Here is a 17,520-nt window from a genome sequence, read left to right as displayed (position 1 = left end):
TTGGCAAGCCATTCATGACGGATGGTCAGGTTGGACGCCGCATCAACGGAAGCCTCGGAAGTATGATTCCAGAATATGCACTAGCAATCGTCATTGGACGGCTTTGACGGCCATACGCAGAGGTCAATGTTTGTTGCGCCGGCCTGTCCACCGGCGGTCATGACAAGGTATTGGCTATCCTTGGACGCCGTCAGACCGCCGCCACCGCCATACGACCCGCCACCACTGCCGCTGCTCTGGATGGTCCAGCCGTCCGATTCAAGAGTTGTCTGGTAGGCCTGGACAATCTCAGTCGCTGATTTCGAACTCCGATAAAGCGTGTGTGTTCCGCCTCGGCGGGGTTGTTCGCTGACCTTTTCTGCGCCGGACGGTGCCGGAGCGTCAGCTGCGAGCGCCGGGCTGGCAAAAAAGAGTATAGCACTCAGGGAAACAATCAGGGCGTAGAACTGCTTTGTGCGGGGCATGACCGTTCCTTCCAATTCCGATCGATTTCGGGAGCAGGAGGAAGTTTAGCCGGCATTCGGCCCACCGCAATAGACGGGCGCATCACAAGTGTCGCAGCCATGTAACATTTGTTCCACGATGCTTTCCGCAGCGATGAAATCTCCCTCAAACCGCTTCTTGAAAGCCTTGCTGAAATGGCTGGGCGAGGAGAAACCGCAAGCATAGCCACATTGAGGACATGTCCCCTTTGCAGCGGTTGGATGTCAAACATCTTCTGCGCAGCTTCGAGGCGAAACGCAGGGCGCGGCGACGCAAGGGCTGGACACCGCTTCTTCCCTGGCGCGAGATCAACCTGCCACCATACACCCGAACCGCCGCCTCCCCAAGGCCCCGGATCTAAAACCAATCCGCCCAGGCGTCCCATTTGTCGACGAGATCGGCCATGATAGCGTATCCCGAGCCGTCGCAATGCATGCGGTCACCCTTTGTGAGACTGTCCATGTAGCGTTTGTCCGCCAGAAGCGGCGTCTGAATATCGAGGTAGGGAACGCCAAGCTTTGCAGCCAGTTCGGCATAACGCCGGTTGAGCGCGATTGCCGTTTCCTGCGAGAAATCGATTTCCAGCCCCTCGCTTGGCCGCATGGGCGAGCATGCGACATTGGCCGGCGGGACACCCACCCACAGCGTCGGATAGCGTGATGCCGCTTCGCGCGCGATCGCTTCGGCATTGGCAACCGAAGCTTCCTCTTCCACGCGCCGGCCGGAGCCGACAATCTCGGCGACATCATTGATGCCGAACTGAAGCACCACGCGATTGTCCGCGCCGTCCGGAAAACGCGCCGCGCATTCGGCCACCCATCGTCCGCGGATCTCGTCGGTGGTGGCGCCGCGAATACCGAGATCATAGAAGGTCAGCCGGAATTGCCGGTTGAACCGCGCCTTGCAAAGGCGCCCGATCCAGCCAAGGCACTGCTCATCGCCGGACCCGTTGATGTAGCTGTCGCCGACAAAGCAAATGCGCAGATCCCGCATGATGTCCTCCCGAATCGGACAGGCCCGAACCGGCCTGCAGGATTGTAGGCGGATACCGGGACCGCGGTCCATGGAAACGAACGCCTCGGACAACAATGCTGCAAAGGATGAGCGCTCTTTTGTCTGCAAAGCCTAAACTGCGGCTTGTAGGCAGACCTCTTCCAGGGACATCAAGCAGGCTTTCCGGCCCGAACATGCAGAAAGATTGGCGCGACCTGTGTGTCGGCCACGACCGGGTGTCGCCGGGCCGTTTCATCGGATGCGCGCGGTTCGCCGAGTTGCTGGATGACAAAGCCCGCGTTGCAGATCATCGCAACCCAGCTTGACAGCGTGCGGTGGAAACGCGGCACGCTGAACGGGTCGAGCCGCGCGCGCTCTTCTTCCGGAATGTCCGAGAACATCCAGGTCTCCACCTGGCCGTCCACCTCATTGAAGTAGTCGGCGACCTCGACCGCCACTGCCGCGCCGTTCTCGTCCCGTACATTGCGCCGCCGGGGCGGCACGAAACAGGGATGCAGGATGGAGAACTGCAGGAATCCGCCCGGACGCAGCACGCGGAGTATTTCGGCAAGCGCCCTGTCCTGGTGCGGCATGTCCATGAGGGACATGAAGGCCGTGGCGAAATCGAAACTTGCATCGCCGAAGGAAAGCGCCAGCGCGTCGGCTTCCCGGTACGCGATACCAAGAGGCCGTTCGGTTTCGGCCTGCCTCGCATGGCGGATGAAGGTCGGCGCGATGTCGATGCCGGTCATGCGGGCGCCCAGCTCCGCGATCCTGCGGGTATTGGTGCCCTCCCCGCAGCCGACATCGAGGCCCTCAAGGCCTTCGACCGGCGGCAGCATCGCCAGAAAGGCCGGTGTGTTCAACGCGTCCCGATAGACATCGTGACCGGCGCGCGTGGTCCGCGTCCATGTCTCGGCATTGTTTTCCCAATGAACGGCGACCTCGCGCGAATCCATGGATTCTGCTCCTGTCGGCAGGATGCTACAAATGGTGGCATTTGATATTTGGTGAGCTTTGTAGCGATATTACATGAGTCCCCAACTAAACGACAAGGTGCGCTTCAGGAAAGAAAGATGAGTAAGACGCTAGAGGAACTTGAGGATGATTACTGGGGTGAAGCCGAGTATGACTCCTATCTTGTTCAGACCTGTCATGCATTGCGACACAAACCGATCGATCAGTTCTCTGTCGAGGATCTGCGGATCATGATCGGTCAGAATATCGGCCTGGTTCATTTGCTCCCACCGGCCATGGATGTAATCCGCGGGAATCCGTTTGCATCCGGTGATTTCTACGACGGTGACTTGCTGCAGTCCGTCCTACGGTGCGAACTCGTGCAAAGCGGAGAATCAGAACTTACTTCTGATCTGAAGGCAATCTGCGCCAGATTTGTCGAGACCTTGGACAGCCAAGCATACGAAAATCTGTTTGGAGACGACGCACCTGAAAAGTACGGGCTGTCAGATATTTCAGCCACAGCGTTGCGGCAAGAAGAGGTCAAGAAACTGGCTGGAGAGTCCCCATTCAGTGATTGCCTTTTGTTTCTCAAAACACATGGGAATTAAACCATCCAGCGGCGCGCAGGTTCGTCACCCCCCGAACCGCCCCGACCGCGGGAAGCCGCGCGGCGCGATGCGGCCGGCCTGGGCGCGGTCGCCGAGCCACTCGGTCAGTTCGGCCTTCGGCTTGGTGTGGGTGCGCCCGGCCGAATCCTGCCAGGAAAGGCCTTCTTCCATCGTAAAGGTCTTCACATCGGCAATGCCGCCATCCTTGTAGCGCTGCAGGCGCACGCCCTTGCCCCGGGTCATTTCCGGCAGTTGCGTGAGCGGGAAGACCAGCAGCTTCTTGTTCTCGCCGATCACCGCGACGCTGTCGCCGCCGACCGGAACGCACAGCGTTGCCTCGACCGGCAGCTTCACGTTCATTACCTGCTTGCCCTTGCGGGTATTGGCGGTGATTTCCGACTGCGGCACGATGAAGCCGTTGCCCACCGTCGAGGCCAGCAGCAGTTTCTGCTCCGGATCGTGCACGAAGGCCGAGACGATGTCCTGGTCGTTGTCCATGTCGACCATGATGCGCACCGGCTCGCCATGGCCGCGCCCGCCCGGCAGCCGGTCGCAGCCGAGCGTGTAGAACTTGCCGCCCGTGGTGAACAGGATGATCTTGTCGGTGGTATGCGCCGGAAAGGCGAATTTCAGCCTGTCGCCTTCCTTGAAGGAGAGGCCCGAATGATCGGCCAAATGGCCCTTCATCGCCCGGATCCAGCCCTTCTGCGAGACGACCACCGTCACCGGTTCCTTCTCGATCATCGCCTGCTGGATGGCCTCGAGATCGGTCTCCGGCGCTTCGTCGAAGCCGGTGCGGCGCTTGCCGATTTCCGTATCCTTGCCGAAGCTCTTCTTGACCTCGCCGATCTCCCAGGCGACCGTCTTCCACTGTTGCTCGTCCGATGCGAGCAACGCCTCGATCTCGGCTTTTTCGGCGGTAAGGCCGTCGAATTCCTTGCGGATCTCGAACTCCTCGAGCTTGCGCAAGGAACGCAGGCGCATATTGAGGATCGACTCGGCCTGAAGGTCCGTCAGCTCATAGCGGCGCATCAACTCGGCCTTCGGATCATCCTCTTCACGGATGATCCGGATCACCTCGTCGATATTGAGATAGGCAATCAGATAGCCGCCGAGGATCTCCAGCCGCCGCTCGATGGCGGCAAGACGGTGCCGCGAGCGCCGCTGCAGAACCTCCTTGCGGTGCTCCAGCCATTCGAGCAGCACGTCGGGCAGCGACATGACCTTCGGCACCCTGCCCTTCGACAGGACGTTGAGATTGAGCGAGACGCGGGACTCCAGATCAGTCAGCTTGAACAGCGACTCCATCAGCAGGGTCGGATCGACGCTGCGGCTCTTGGGCACGAGTACCAAGCGGATGTCCTCGGCCGATTCGTCGCGGATATCGTCGAGCAGCGGCAGTTTTCGCGCCAGAAGCAGTTCGGCGATCTTCTCGATCATCCGCGATTTCTGCACCTGGTAGGGGATCTCGGTGACGACGATCACATAACCGCCACGGCCGGCATCCTCCTTCTCCCAGCGGGCGCGCACGCGAAAGCCGCCGCGGCCGGTCCGGTAGGCGTCGAGGATCGAGGCGCCGTCCTCGACGATGATCCCGCCGGTCGGCAAGTCGGGACCGGGAACAAATTCCACGATCTTCTCCAGCCGCGCGTTCGGGTGCTTGATGAGATGCAGGGCCGCATCGCACAGCTCGGCGGCATTGTGCGGCGGGATCGACGTCGCCATGCCGACGGCGATACCGGTCGCGCCATTGGCGAGCAGGTTCGGAAAGGCGCCCGGCAGGACGACCGGCTCCTCGTTCTCCTCGTCATAGGTCGAGCGGAAATCGACAGCGTCCTCGTCAATGCCGCGCAGCAACAGCTCGGCCACCGAAGTCATCTTGGATTCGGTGTAGCGCATGGCGGCGGCGTTATCGCCGTCGATATTGCCGAAATTGCCCTGCCCGTTGACCAGCGGATAGCGCACGGCGAAATCCTGTGCGAGCCGCACCAGCGCGTCGTAGATCGCCTGGTCGCCATGCGGGTGGAAATTACCCATCACCTCGCCGACGATCTTGGCCGATTTCTTGAAGCCGCCATTCGAGCGCAGGCCCATGTCGCTCATCGCGTAGACGATGCGGCGGTGGACCGGTTTCAGACCGTCGCGCACATCCGGCAGGGCCCTGTGCATGATGGTCGACAAGGCATAGGCGAGATAGCGCTCTTCAAGCGCCGATTTGAGGTCGACAGGTTCCGATCTGTCGTCGCCGTTTCCCGGCGGAACAAGGCTTTTTCCCATGATCTGCACTTAACCGATGCGCTGATTCGCGGCAAGGCTTGGCGCGGGCCGCAATACGGTCGCACTGTTGAACAATAACGCTCCAGCAACCATGTATCTGTTTGGAGAGGTTCCCTGTCCGAAAAAAGAACGTATAAGCTGTTGCTCAAGGACCAGACACGCCTGAACAGCACTTGCCGCGGCAACCGCGCCGGCACCTGTACAGATTTCACCGACCAGGAAGGAAAAGATATGCGCGCCCAGTCTTTCAAAACCGGATTAGCCGCGGGGGTTGCCCTGCTGGTTACCACCCAATGGGCCGCGGCCCTGGATGCGGACGATTTTGCCAAGAAATTCGCTGCCGCATATGCCGCGCAAGGTGCCGAGATCACCTATGACAGCGCTTCCGGTCAGGGAGACACGGTTACGATCAAGAACGTGAAGATGGAAGTGCCAGGCGAAGAGGAAGGTCTGAATTTCGGTGACCTGAGCTTCGATGGCGTTTCGGAGGACGGCTCGGGCGGCTACAAAGCCGCATCGCTTTCAAAGGACAAGATCGAGTTCTCGGAAGAGGATGTCAGCTTCTCGGTCAGCGATCTGAAAGTGGAAAACCTATATGTGCCCGCCCAGACGGGTGGCGATACGCTCGACGACCTCCTGTTCTACGATTCGGTGACGACTGGACCGATTGTGCTGAATGTCGAAGGCAACGACGTTTTCCAGGCCTCACGGTCCGAAACCAAGACCTCGAAGAGTTCCGACAATACGCGTGTTGACGTCGCCGCACGCGTCGACGGTCTGAATGTCGATCTCAGCGCCGTAGACGACGCGCAGGCCCGGCAGGCCATCGACGGCATGGGTTACCAGAACCTCAGCGGCGATATCGTCATCAACGGCTATTGGGCCGTGCCCACGGGCGAGATCACACTGTCGGAATACGCCTTGACGCTCGACGATGTCGGCCGCCTCGACCTGCAGTTCTCGATCTCCGGCTACACGCTCGACTTCATCAAGGGCCTGCAGCAGATGCAGGAGCAGATGGCCAGTCAGAGCGACGATGCCAAGGGCCAGCAGGCCATGGGACTTGCCATGATGGGCATGATGCAGCAGTTGACATTCAACAGCATGTCGATCCGCTTCGACGATGCATCACTCACCAACAAGATCCTCGACATGGTGGCCAGCCAGCAGGGCATGAGCCGCGACCAGATGGTCCAGGGCCTGCAAGGCATGCTGCCGCTGGTGCTTGCTCAGTTGCAGAACCCCGATTTCCAGAAACAGGTGACGGAAGCCGTCAGCCTTTACCTGTCCGATCCGAAGAGCATCGAGATCAGCGCGAAGCCGGAAGCGCCCCTGCCCTTCGCTTCGATCGCCGGATCGGCGATGGGCGCGCCGCAGACGCTGCCTCAGGTGATGAACGTTTCGGTCACCGCAAACCAGAACTGACGACAAGGACCCGCCTCGCGGCGGGTCTTTTTTGGCTGACTAATCGTCCTTGACGACCGGGATGACCCGCAGGTTGAGTTCGCGCAGTTGCGCGGCATCCGCCTCGCCCGGCGCACCCATCAGCAGGTCCTGAGCCTGCTGGTTCATGGGGAACATGGTCACCTCGCGCAGGTTCTTCGCGCCGAGGAGAAGCATGACGATCCGGTCGATGCCGGCGGCCATGCCGCCATGGGGCGGAACACCGTACTGAAACGCCCGGTAAAGCCCGCCGAATTGCTCCTCGACCACGGCGGCGTCGAAGCCCACCAGGCCGAACGCCTTGACCATGAGTTCCGGCACGTGGTTGCGGATACCGCCCGAGCCGATCTCAAAACCGTTGCAGACGATGTCGTACTGGTAGGCCAGGATTGATTTCGGATCCTGCGATTCCAGCGCTTCCAGACCGCCCTGCGGCATCGAGAACGGGTTGTGGGAGAAGTCGAGCCGGTTCTCCTCGTCGTTCCACTCGTAGAAAGGAAAATCGACGATCCAGCACAGATCGAAACGCTCCTTATCGATCAGTTCGAGTTCCTCGCCGACGCGCGTGCGTGCATCGCCGGCAAAGCCGACGAATTTCTCGGGAACACCGGCGACGAAGAAGCAGGCATCCCCGGCTTCGAGGCCAAGCTGGCCGCGGATGGCATCGGTGCGCTCAGGGCCGATATTCTTTGCGAGCGGTCCGGCGCCGGCAACAGCGCCTTCCTCTTCGCGCCAGAAGATGTATCCCAGCCCTGGCTGGCCTTCCCCTTGCGCCCATGAGTTCATCCGGTCGCAGAATGCGCGGCTGCCGCCGGTCTTGGCCGGAATCGCCCAGACCTCGACCTTCGCATCGTTGGCGATCATGTTGGCGAAGACCTTGAAGCCGGAACCGGCGAAATGCTCGGTCACGGCCTGCATCTCGATGGGGTTGCGAAGGTCCGGCTTGTCGGAGCCGTATTTGCGGATCGCTTCGGCATAGGGGATGCGCGGGAATTCCTGCGTCACCGGTTTTCCGTCGGCGAATTTCTCGAACACGGAGCGGATCACCGGCTCCATCGCCGTCAGGATGTCCTCCTGCTCGACGAAACTCATTTCCAGATCGAGCTGGTAGAACTCGCCGGGCAGCCTGTCGGCGCGCGGGTCCTCATCGCGAAAGCACGGCGCAATCTGGAAATAACGGTCGAAGCCGGACGCCATGATCAGCTGCTTGTATTGCTGCGGCGCCTGCGGCAATGCGTAGAAATTGCCCGGGTGAATGCGGCTCGGCACCAGGAAATCACGCGCGCCCTCGGGCGAGGACGCCGTCAGGATCGGCGTCGAATACTCGGTGAAGCCCACACCGTTCATCAATTCGCGCATCGCGGCGATGATCTCGGTGCGGCGCACGATGTTCCGGTGCAGCGTCTCGCGCCGCAGGTCGAGGAAGCGGTATTTCAGACGCACGTCCTCGGGATATTCCGGCTCTCCGAAAACCGGCAAAGGCAGTTCCTTCGCGGCCGAAAGCACTTCGATCTCGCGGGCATAGACCTCGACTTCGCCGGTCGGCAGGTTGGCATTGACCGTATCGTCCGAACGCGCCTTGACCTCGCCGTCAATGCGGATCACCCATTCACCGCGAACCGTTTCAGCAAGGCTGAAGGCCGCCGAATCGGGATCCGCCACAACCTGCGTCACGCCGTAATGGTCGCGCAGATCGATGAACAGCACGCCGCCATGGTCGCGCACGCGATGGACCCAGCCAGACAGTCTGACGGTGTTTCCGACATCGGATTTGCGAAGGGCGGCGCAGTTATGGCTGCGATAGCGATGCATCGGTCTTTCCTGATTGTTTTTCTGAACTTGAAATGACTGCGCGCCGGCTGCGGCCGCAAGTCACCGTGAAAGCCGCGCGGACAAGCGCATGACCGGCGTGATTTGTCAAGCAGCGGCTCGAAATATCGCCTGAATCGGCGCGATTTGAAGCAGACAAATATGATGACGATGCTATGGTCTTTTCCTGTTCGATAGCGTGACGCTCAGACGATGAACTCCATAAAGCCGCTTGTGCCGCTGTTCGCGGCAGCCGCCATCCTGCTCGCCGGAAACGGTTTGCAGGGAACGCTGATCGCACTGCGCGGCGCGGACGAAGGTTTCTCGACCCTGATGATCGGCATTATCGGCGCGGCCTATTTTGCCGGCTTCATGGGCGGCTGTTTCATCGTGCCGCGCATCCTGCGCGCCGTCGGCCATATCCGGGCCTTCTCCGCGCTGTGCGCCATCGCCGCCAGCGGCACGCTGCTGCTGGTGCTGATCGTCGATCCGATCGCCTGGATGGTCCTGCGATTCATGATCGGCCTTTGCTTCGCGTCGCTCTTCACAACCGTCGACAGTTGGCTGAATTCAGGCGTGACCAACGAGAACCGGGCCCGCGTGCTGTCGATGTACCGGTTGATCGACATGGTGGTCGTCACGGCGTCGCAATATCTCATCCCTGTCTTCGGGGCATCGAGCTTTGCCATCTTCGCGATCCTGGCGATCATGATCTGCATGTCGCTGGTGCCGATCTCGCTGGCCGACCGCTCCAATCCGAAGCCGCCGCGCAGCTTCTCCTTCAGCCCGACACTGATCTGGAAACTGTCACCCATTGCCTGCATCAGTTGCGTCGCCATCGGCCTTACGAATGCGACCTTCCGCATGATCGGACCGATCTATGCGCAGTCGATCGGCCTGCCGCTCACGGCCATCGCCACCTTCATGGGCGCCGGCATTCTGGGCGGGGCGGTCCTGCAATATCCCTTCGGCATACTCTCCGACCGATACGACCGGCGCATCATCCTGTTGATCGCGACGGCGGGCGCCACGCTTGCCGGCATGTTCATCAACGGCATCGCGGGCACGGACGCGATGCTGAACTATATCGGCATCTTCGTCTTCGGCGCTTTCTCCCTGCCCCTCTTTTCGCTTGCCGCCGCCCATGCCAATGACCATGCGACCGAAGAGCAATATGTGCACGTCGCGGCGGGCCTGCTCTTCTTCTGGTCGATCGGCGCGATCCTCGGACCGTTTATCTCCTCGGCGCTCATGCAGGGCTACGGGCCGTCTGTCCTGTTCACATTCACCAGTTTCGTGCATGGCGCGCTGATCGTCATCACGCTCTGGCGCATGCGGGTCAGAGCGGCTGTGCCACGTGGCGCGCGCAGCCGCTACCACGCGCTGCTCAGGACGTCCTTGTCGTTCAATCGCATGGCCAGCAAGGAGGGCCGGCGGGCGCGCGACGAAGGCTCAGGTAAGGGAAGACAAGGCAATGATAATTAGGTAAAGAGCCTTCATGGATATCATCAGTACGACCGGCGGCCTCGAAGCCGCCTGTAACAGTCTCTCCCAATCAGATTACCTTACAATCGACACCGAATTCATCCGCGAGACGACGTTCTGGCCGGAACTGTGCCTCATCCAGATGGCGTCCGACGATCTCGCCGTGATCGTCGATCCGCTGGCCGACGGCATTGACCTGCAACCGTTCTTCGAACTGATGGCCGACACTTCGGTGGTCAAGGTTTTCCACGCGGCACGCCAGGATATCGAGATTGTCTATCACCTGGGCAATCTGATCCCGCATCCGATCTTCGACACGCAGGTGGCCGCAATGGTCTGCGGCTTCGGGGATTCGGTGTCCTATGACCAACTCGTGCAAAGAACCGTCGGCGCGCAGATCGACAAGTCATCGCGCTTTACCGACTGGCGACGGAGGCCGCTTTCGGACAAGCAGCTTCGCTATGCGCTCGCTGATGTGACGCATCTCAGGGATGTCTACAAACTGCTGAGATCGCGCCTTGAGAAGGACGGGCGGGAGCACTGGGTGAAGGAAGAAATGGATGTGCTGGAATCGGCCTCCACCTACGACCTGCACCCGGACGACGCGTGGCGGAGGCTGCGCATGCGGGTGCGCAAGCCGATGGAGCTTGAAATCATGAAACATGTTGCGGCGTGGCGCGAACGCGACGCGCGCGAACGCAATGTGCCGCGCCGCCGGGTGCTCAAGGACGAGGCGATCTACGAGATCGCGCAGCAACAGCCGCGGGACGCGGCGGCCCTGGCGCGTCTGCGGACGATTCCCAAGGGCTGGGAGCGCTCTCAGGCGGGGGGCGCCGTGCTTGCGGCGGTCGACAAGGCGCTTGCCACACCCAAGGATGACCTGCCGCGCATAAATCGGCCTTCGCAGCCGCCGGAGGGCGCGGCCGCCGCCAGCGAACTTCTCAAGGTGCTGCTGAAGCTGACGACCGAGAAGCACGGGGTCGCGCCGAAAGTGATTGCCAACACCGATGATCTGGAGCGCATTGCCGCCGATGGCGAGGATGCCGAGGTCGGCGCACTTGCCGGCTGGCGGAGGGAGCTGTTCGGCGAAAAGGCACTCAAGCTTCTGCGCGGCGAGATGGCGCTGCGTTTCGTTGATCGTAAGGTCGAGGTCGTCGAGCTGCAGGACTGACCGGCACCAAGACATTGTTGGAGGCGACAATGAGCGAACAGAGGGTCTATGAACGCCAGGGCTACGGCGGAACCGTGGGTTTCGGGAATTCACCGGCTTTGCTCATCGTCGATTTCGTCAACGGATTTCTCGACCCCGAACAATTCGGTGGCGGCAACATTGTCGAGGCAGCGCAGAAAACAACCCAGCTGCTTGCGGCGGCACGCAAGGCTGATATCCCGGTCATATTCACCCGGGTGGTTTATGCCGAAGACGGCTCCGATATAGGCATGTTCTGCCGGAAGGCCACGCGCCTCAGCCTGTTGACCGAAAATGCTGAGGTCGGCCAGGTAACCGACCTGCTGGCGCCGCAGTCCGGTGAGCTGATTGTACGCAAAACACAGGCGTCCGCGTTTTTCGGCACCAGCCTCGCGCCCAATCTGATCGCCAAAGGCGTTGATACGGTGCTCGTTGCCGGTTGCACGACAAGCGGCTGTGTCCGGGCCAGTGTCGTCGATGCCGTAAGCTACAATTTTCGACCCATCGTGGTTGCGGACTGTGTCGGCGACCGCGCACTCGGCCCGCATGATGCAAATCTCTTTGACATGGGTCAGAAGTATGCGGATCTGATGAACTGCGACGAGGCGGTTGCCCGATTTTAGTCATTCCTCGATTTCGAAATAGACCGTCTTGCCGGTGAGGCGCGAGAGCTGCAAAAGGCGGCCCTCAAGGCGCTCGCCGGCGAATTCCCTCAGGTGGCCCGGTATCATTAGCACAAGCTCGTCGGGACCTGTCGGCTCGAAGCGGATCGACGGTGTGACGCCGGGCATCGAGGCCGAAAACAGGTAGCTTATCCGCAGCAGGCCGCCGAGCAGTTTGGCAAATTGCAGCAAACGGGGTGTTGCAACTGCGGCAATGGCTTCGCTCAGCCCGTCGTCCCGCAGACCCTCGAAGCGATAATAGTTGGCCAGCGCGATATAGGCCCGGCCTGCGTGGGTGATGCCGCCGAACGTGCCGTTGGAGATGAGGTTGAGCGACTGCGAGCCGCGATAGTCGGGATGTGCGCGCCAACTGATGTCGGCAAGCAGGCAGGCGGCGCAGCGGTAGCGCGCCTCCTCGCGCGTCTCCATCACCCCAAAAGCCTTGAAGGCCTTTTCCGTCCAGCCCGTCAGTTCCCGCGCATGTTCGGGCGAGCGGGCACGCAGCAGCGCCAGTTCGTTGGCGGCGCTGATCAGTGGGTCCAGCGCCTTTTCCTCGTCACTGAGCAACGAGTAAAGAAAGCCCTCGCGCACGCCGAGCGCCGAGAAACTCACATTCCGCGGATGCATGGCGCGCAGGATTTCCGCCATCGCCACGGCTCCGAAAGGCAGAAGGCTGCGGCGGTTGCGCGATACGGCCCGCATCGCATTGCCCTTTGCGGCGCCATTCTTCTCGATACCGGCGAGAAAATCGATCGCTTCCTCAACCGGAATTTCGTAGCCCTGTGTCATGTGCAACGGGTAATCGGTCAGTTCCATATGGAGCTTGGCAAGGTTTCGCCAGGTTCCGCCGACCGCGTAGAACGTCCGGTCACGGCCGCTCTTCAGAAGCGTCGCCGCTTCCAGGTTCGTGCGCACGATCTTGCGCGCCTTGCTCAGCGATCCGTCCGCGGCTTCCGAGAGCCTCAGCCCGCCGATTGGAAGTGTGATGCCATCACCGATTTCCGTGCCGACAATATCGACCAGTTCCAGGGAGCCGCCGCCCAGGTCACCGACAATGCCGTCCGGTTCGAAGTAGCTGCCGATCACACCAAGCGCAGAATAATAGGCTTCCTGACGCCCGCTCAGAACATGGATCTGCTGGCCCAGTATGCCTTCCGCTTCCTGGATAAAGTCAGGCCCGTTGGCGGCCTCGCGCGCGGCGGCGGTCGCAAGCACGTGAAGGTGGGTGGCGCGCGCCTGTTCGGACAAGGCACGAAAGCGGCGAAGTGCCTTGAGAGCCCGTTCGACGCCTTCGATATTCAGCAGCCCCGTCGCGGCAATCCCCTTGCCGAGACCGCACAGGATCTTCTCGTTGAACAGAACCGTCGGCGTGCGGTTCGGTCCTTCATAGATGACAAGGCGCACCGAGTTCGAACCAATGTCGACAACCGATACCGGTGCGATGCCGGGGAGCCGGCCCTGGGCTTCCGATTCAACCATACAGCGTTCTTAGCTTTGACTTTTCTGCTGCGAAACCACTCCCGCGATCAGCTTGGGCGCGCTTGATGCCAGCGCTCCGCCCCGTCCCGACAGGCTGGGATTGGTCATGAAATAGTGCTGTGCGTTGAATGGCTCCTCCCCTTCGCGCACATCCATCCTGCGCGATGTTCCATCCGCAAGAATCTCGTAGCTCTGCTGATTGTCGATCAGGTTGCCGAGCATGATCTGCGACTGCACCTGCTCCTTCACGGTCGGGTTCTCCAGCGGAACCAGCGTTTCGACGCGGCGGTCCAGATTGCGCGGCATGATGTCGGCCGATCCGATATAGACGATGGAATCGACGCTTGGCAGCCCCCTGCCATTGCCGAAACAGAATATGCGGCTGTGTTCCAGGAACCGGCCGACAATGGATTTTACCCGGATGTGCTCGGACAGACCCTCGACCTGCGGGCGCAGGCAACAGATCCCGCGAATGACCAGATCGATCTCCACGCCGGCCTGGCTTGCGCGGTACAACGCATCGATCGTCGCCGGATCGACAAGCGAGTTTGCCTTCATCCAGATCGCCGCAGGCTTGCCGTTGCGGGCGTGCTCGATCTCGTCCTCGATATGCTCGAGCAGGCGCGAGCGCATGGTTTCCGGCGAGACCAGCAGCTTCATTTCCTCCGTCGGCTGGCTGTATCCGGTTATGAAATTAAAGACATGCGCCACATCGTGGGCGATGTCGGGATTGCAGGTGAAGAACGAAAGGTCCGTGTAGATCTTGGCGGTCACCGGATGGTAATTGCCGGTCCCGAGATGACAATAACTTGCCAGCCTGCCCTCCTCGCGGCGCACCACGAGCGACATCTTGGCGTGGGTCTTGAGTTCGATGAAGCCGAAGACCACTTGAACGCCGGCGCGTTCCAGGTCGCGCGCCCAGCGAATGTTCGCTTCCTCGTCGAACCGCGCCCTAAGTTCCACAAGGGCCGTCACCGATTTTCCCTCTTCCGCGGCGTCGATCAGGGCGCGCACGATGGGGCTGTTGTTGGAGGTGCGGTAAAGGGTCTGCTTGATCGCCAGCACGTCCGGATCGCGCGCCGCCTGGCGCAGAAATTGCACCACCACATCGAAGGATTCGTAGGGGTGGTGGATGACGATGTCCTTTTCGTGGATCGCCGCAAGGCAATCTCCGGCGTGTTCGCGAATGCGCTCGGGGAAACGGGCGTTGTAGGGCTCGAACTTCAGATCTTCGCGCGGCGTGTCGACGATCTCGGATATGGTGGACAGGGCCAGCAGGCCGGGCAGCACGGCGATGCGATCGTCCGGAACATTAAGCTCGGTGGCAACGAATGTACGCAGCGATTGCGGCATTTCGGAATCGAATTCGATACGGATGACCGAGCCGCGACGCCGGCGTTTGAGCGCGCGCTCGAAAAAGCGCACCAGGTCCTCCGCTTCTTCCTCCACCTCGATGTCGCTGTCGCGGATGATGCGGAAAGTGCCGGCGCCCTGCACGCTGTAGCCCGGAAAGAGCGTTTCTATGAACTGTCCCACCACGTCCTCGAGCGTGATGTAGCGTATTCGACCGTCCCGGTCGGGCAGCCGCACGAACCGGTTGAGCGCCACCGGCAGGCGCAGCAGCGCGGTCATCTGCTCGCTCTTCTTGCGGCTGAACAGTTTCAGCACAATCGAGAAGCCGAGATTGGGAATAAACGGAAACGGGTGGGCCGGATCGATCGACAGCGGCGTCAGCACCGGGAAGATGGACGACAGGAATTCCTGCTTGAGCCAGCCAAGATCTTCCTGATCCAGATCGGCCGGGCGAACGATCAGGATATCTTCCTCAGCGAGATATTGCTGCAGCACGGCCAGGGAGGCCTGCTGCTCGAGCTGCAATTTGCCGATTTCCTCGAGCGCCTCATTGAGCTGGCGCAGCGGCGTGCGGCCGTCGGCTGAGCGGCTGGTGATGCCCTCGCGGACCTGTCCCTCAAGGCCTGCGACACGGACCATGAAGAACTCGTCCAGATTGGCGGCCGAAATCGACAGAAACCGAACCCGCTCCAATAGCGGATGGGCGTTGTTCTGTGTCTCCTCCAGCACACGACGATTGAACTGAAGCCAGGAGAACTCACGGTTGACGAAACGCTCCGGACTGTTCATCAGCGCTTCCGGAGACTTGTCCGGCGCATCCGGCTCACCCGACGGGTTTATGGTTGTCCGATCGTCCATATGCGATTCCGTTCCGGATCAATCCTATATCGCGGACATTGATAAGGCCACGCCGCCAAAAGTCTATGTAATTTCCGAGTCATAACCGTTCGCATCCATCTCGGCGAGCACTTCCGACGCGAGGGAACGCGTTATTTTGCCTCGCCGCGCAAGGGCAAGGCGATCCATGCGTGCGACGATCGCCTGCGCGGCGTTTAGCGAGCGCTCCATGCGCTGCACCAGATAGGAAATCACTTTAGGATCGACAACGATCTGCCTGTCCGCAAAGAGTTTTTCTATGACCTGGGCAAGCAGATCATCGTCGGGCTCACCGATCTCGACGGTCGTGGCCGCACGCAACCGAGAGCGCAGATCGGGCAACTCCACGGGCCAGGCTGCCGGCCAGATGCGCGTGGTGATCATCATGCCCGTGTCATGCTCGCGCACGGCGTTTATCAGGTGAAAGAGCTTCGTGTCGTCAAATCCGCACCGGTCGATATCCTCGATCAGCACCGGGCCACGGCCGGCGAGTTCCAGCGCATCGCCCGAAACGGCGGTTGCAGAAATGGGAACGGCTCCGGACCGGCCGGTCCAGATATTTGCCAGGTGGGTCTTTCCGGCGCCCGTCGGCCCGGCAAGGATGACCACGGGCGACGGCCAGTGCGGCCACAAATCGACAAGGCCGACGGCCGCGCTCAACCGGTCGGATACGACAAGATCGTCCCGGCTGCTGCTGGGGCTGTGTTTGAACTCAAGCGGCAATTGGCCGCCCGAAGGATCGGACGTTTTCTCGCCGCTACTGCGCGTTGTCTTTTTTTGCATCGTCCTGAACGCCCGCCCGCGGGGGTCCGTCGTCATAGAGGTCACTTTCCAGATATCGCTTCAGCGCAAAGCGCACAAGCACCGCGAGCGCCGCGGAAGCGGGAACAGCAACAAGCAGACCGACAAATCCGAAAAGCGAGCCGAAGGCAAACAAGGCAAACATCAGCCAAACGGGATGCAGCCCGACACTGCGACCGACAAGGCGCGGCTGCAAAATGTTGCCCTCGATGAACTGGCCCGAAAAGAAAACGGCCGCGACGACCGCGATCCAGACATAATCCGGCCAGAATTGAACAAGAGCGACGCCCAGCGCCAGGACCAGGCCGACGATCGAGCCGACATAGGGGATGAAGCTGATCAGACCGGCGAACAGCCCGATGAGCAGCCCGAAATTAAGGCCGGTGAGCGTCAGCCCGACGGCGTAGTAGATGCCGAGGATGATGCAGACACTGCCCTGGCCGCGCACGAAACCGGCGATCGCCTTGTTCATGTCTTGCGAAATCTCGCGCACCGAATCGTGATGCCGGCGCGGCACCCATTTGTCGACGGATTCGATCATGTGATCCCAGTCGAGCAGCAGGTAGAAGGCCACCACCGGTGTTACGACAAACAACGAGGCGATGTCGGCCAGCGCCTTGCCTGAGTTCCAGACCTGCAGGAACAACTGACCGACAAGCCCTGCCCCCTGTGACAACAAATCGCCAAATGCTGTTTTCAGATCCGGCAGTTCCTTGCCGATCCAGTTGTCCAGCCATTGCAGATTGACCGATGCGATCAGCGACTGGAGCTGGGAAACATAGTCGGGCAGTTTGGAGATGAGGCCGCTCGCCTGACTGGCGAGAACCGGCACGACGATCATCAGCGCAATGATGAATATCAGCAGGAACGCGATGAGGATCAGCACTGTCGCGATCAGCCGCGACACCCCCCAGCTTTCCAGCTTGTCTGCAACCGGGTCCAGGAAATAGGCCAGCGCCATGCCGGCCACGAATGGCAGGAGTATGCCGCGGAAGACGTAGAGGAAAAGGCCGAAAAACAACAAGGCGGACAACCAGAAAACGGCCTGTCTGCGTAGCGAAGCTCTGCTGATCTGCGTTACCATGGCTTATCCCGCCGATGT

The 17,520-nt window shown here is 60.8% G+C and carries 14 protein-coding genes; 5 read left to right on the top strand and 9 right to left on the bottom strand.

The genetic code is table 11. The annotated features are described in order from the left end of the window. Positions 1–80 precede the first annotated feature (80 nt). The 3 genes from OOZ53_RS16715 to OOZ53_RS16705 form a co-directional block, all read right to left on the bottom strand. Positions 81–464: a hypothetical protein gene (locus OOZ53_RS16715; RefSeq protein ID WP_271090806.1), complete on the bottom strand. Its 384-nt coding sequence runs from the start codon at positions 462–464 to the stop codon at positions 81–83. Between the two features lie 376 nt (positions 465–840). Beyond that, the gene (locus OOZ53_RS16710) at positions 841–1,476 is read right to left on the bottom strand and encodes a GDSL-type esterase/lipase family protein (RefSeq protein ID WP_271090805.1); all 636 of its coding nucleotides are present in this window, start codon (positions 1,474–1,476) and stop codon (positions 841–843) included. Between the two features lie 170 nt (positions 1,477–1,646). Further along, positions 1,647–2,435: a class I SAM-dependent methyltransferase gene (locus OOZ53_RS16705; protein WP_271090804.1), complete on the bottom strand. Its 789-nt coding sequence runs from the start codon at positions 2,433–2,435 to the stop codon at positions 1,647–1,649. Between the two features lie 117 nt (positions 2,436–2,552). Between OOZ53_RS16705 and OOZ53_RS16700 the strand changes: the two genes are divergently transcribed. Next, entirely contained in the window at positions 2,553–3,044 is a 492-nt protein-coding gene (locus OOZ53_RS16700; protein WP_271090803.1) for a contact-dependent growth inhibition system immunity protein, read from the top strand. 24 nt (positions 3,045–3,068) lie between these two features. On the opposite strand, the gene parC is transcribed toward OOZ53_RS16700, so the two are convergent. After that, positions 3,069–5,321: a DNA topoisomerase IV subunit A gene (parC, locus tag OOZ53_RS16695; RefSeq protein WP_271090802.1), complete on the bottom strand. Its 2,253-nt coding sequence runs from the start codon at positions 5,319–5,321 to the stop codon at positions 3,069–3,071. A gap of 231 nt (positions 5,322–5,552) precedes the next feature. Here parC and OOZ53_RS16690 point away from each other — a divergent pair, with 231 nt between their 5' ends. Beyond that, positions 5,553–6,746, top strand: coding sequence for a hypothetical protein (locus tag OOZ53_RS16690; RefSeq protein ID WP_271090801.1), 1,194 nt, complete (start codon positions 5,553–5,555; stop codon positions 6,744–6,746). A gap of 39 nt (positions 6,747–6,785) precedes the next feature. On the opposite strand, the gene aspS is transcribed toward OOZ53_RS16690, so the two are convergent. Next, positions 6,786–8,576 carry an aspartate--tRNA ligase gene (aspS, locus tag OOZ53_RS16685; RefSeq protein WP_271090800.1) on the bottom strand — a complete coding sequence of 597 codons (1,791 nt, stop codon included), beginning with the start codon at positions 8,574–8,576 and terminating at the stop codon, positions 6,786–6,788. 210 nt (positions 8,577–8,786) lie between these two features. On the opposite strand from aspS, the gene OOZ53_RS16680 reads away from it, so the two are divergent. The 3 genes from OOZ53_RS16680 to OOZ53_RS16670 are packed head-to-tail and all read left to right on the top strand — an operon-like array spanning position 8,787 to position 11,870. Then, the gene (locus OOZ53_RS16680) at positions 8,787–10,058 is read left to right on the top strand and encodes an MFS transporter (RefSeq protein WP_271090799.1); all 1,272 of its coding nucleotides are present in this window, start codon (positions 8,787–8,789) and stop codon (positions 10,056–10,058) included. 19 nt (positions 10,059–10,077) lie between these two features. Beyond that, positions 10,078–11,229 (top strand): ribonuclease D, encoded by a 1,152-nt coding sequence (gene rnd / locus OOZ53_RS16675; RefSeq protein WP_271090873.1) that lies wholly within the window; start codon positions 10,078–10,080, stop codon positions 11,227–11,229. Between the two features lie 29 nt (positions 11,230–11,258). Then, entirely contained in the window at positions 11,259–11,870 is a 612-nt protein-coding gene (locus OOZ53_RS16670) for an isochorismatase family protein (protein ID WP_271090798.1), read from the top strand. On the opposite strand, the gene ppx is transcribed toward OOZ53_RS16670, so the two are convergent. From ppx to OOZ53_RS16650, 4 genes are all read right to left on the bottom strand, one after another. Then, the gene (gene ppx, locus OOZ53_RS16665; protein ID WP_271090797.1) at positions 11,871–13,388 is read right to left on the bottom strand and encodes an exopolyphosphatase; all 1,518 of its coding nucleotides are present in this window, start codon (positions 13,386–13,388) and stop codon (positions 11,871–11,873) included. A 9-nt stretch (positions 13,389–13,397) separates the two neighbouring features. Next, entirely contained in the window at positions 13,398–15,599 is a 2,202-nt protein-coding gene (locus OOZ53_RS16660) for an RNA degradosome polyphosphate kinase (protein ID WP_271090796.1), read from the bottom strand. Between the two features lie 63 nt (positions 15,600–15,662). Then, positions 15,663–16,400, bottom strand: a complete 738-nt coding sequence (hdaA, locus tag OOZ53_RS16655) for a DnaA regulatory inactivator HdaA (RefSeq protein WP_271090795.1) — start codon at positions 16,398–16,400, stop codon at positions 15,663–15,665. Continuing rightward, positions 16,375–17,502 (bottom strand): AI-2E family transporter, encoded by a 1,128-nt coding sequence (locus OOZ53_RS16650; protein ID WP_271090794.1) that lies wholly within the window; start codon positions 17,500–17,502, stop codon positions 16,375–16,377. The genes hdaA and OOZ53_RS16650 overlap by 26 nt, the downstream gene beginning before the upstream one ends. Between the last annotated feature and the right edge of the window lie 18 nt (positions 17,503–17,520).

This window comes from Allohoeflea poritis, from assembly GCF_027889715.1.
GTDB classification, from domain to species: domain Bacteria; phylum Pseudomonadota; class Alphaproteobacteria; order Rhizobiales; family Rhizobiaceae; genus Hoeflea_A; species Hoeflea_A poritis.
The sequence above is the reverse complement of the archived record's forward strand: the minus strand, read 5'-3'. Positions and strand labels throughout refer to the sequence as shown.

What these genes read in the sequence shown, in the direction of transcription:
- OOZ53_RS16715 (WP_271090806.1), bottom strand. Translation starts at nt 464, where the DNA reads ATGCCCCGCACAAAGCAGTTCTACGCCCTGATTGTTTCCCTGAGTGCT.
- OOZ53_RS16710 (WP_271090805.1), bottom strand. Translation starts at nt 1,476, where the DNA reads ATGCGGGATCTGCGCATTTGCTTTGTCGGCGACAGCTACATCAACGGG.
- OOZ53_RS16705 (WP_271090804.1), bottom strand. Translation starts at nt 2,435, where the DNA reads ATGGATTCGCGCGAGGTCGCCGTTCATTGGGAAAACAATGCCGAGACA.
- OOZ53_RS16700 (WP_271090803.1), top strand. Translation starts at nt 2,553, where the DNA reads ATGAGTAAGACGCTAGAGGAACTTGAGGATGATTACTGGGGTGAAGCC.
- parC (WP_271090802.1), bottom strand. Translation starts at nt 5,321, where the DNA reads ATGGGAAAAAGCCTTGTTCCGCCGGGAAACGGCGACGACAGATCGGAA.
- OOZ53_RS16690 (WP_271090801.1), top strand. Translation starts at nt 5,553, where the DNA reads ATGCGCGCCCAGTCTTTCAAAACCGGATTAGCCGCGGGGGTTGCCCTG.
- aspS (WP_271090800.1), bottom strand. Translation starts at nt 8,576, where the DNA reads ATGCATCGCTATCGCAGCCATAACTGCGCCGCCCTTCGCAAATCCGAT.
- OOZ53_RS16680 (WP_271090799.1), top strand. Translation starts at nt 8,787, where the DNA reads ATGAACTCCATAAAGCCGCTTGTGCCGCTGTTCGCGGCAGCCGCCATC.
- OOZ53_RS16670 (WP_271090798.1), top strand. Translation starts at nt 11,259, where the DNA reads ATGAGCGAACAGAGGGTCTATGAACGCCAGGGCTACGGCGGAACCGTG.
- ppx (WP_271090797.1), bottom strand. Translation starts at nt 13,388, where the DNA reads ATGGTTGAATCGGAAGCCCAGGGCCGGCTCCCCGGCATCGCACCGGTA.
- OOZ53_RS16660 (WP_271090796.1), bottom strand. Translation starts at nt 15,599, where the DNA reads ATGGACGATCGGACAACCATAAACCCGTCGGGTGAGCCGGATGCGCCG.
- hdaA (WP_271090795.1), bottom strand. Translation starts at nt 16,400, where the DNA reads ATGCAAAAAAAGACAACGCGCAGTAGCGGCGAGAAAACGTCCGATCCT.
- OOZ53_RS16650 (WP_271090794.1), bottom strand. Translation starts at nt 17,502, where the DNA reads ATGGTAACGCAGATCAGCAGAGCTTCGCTACGCAGACAGGCCGTTTTC.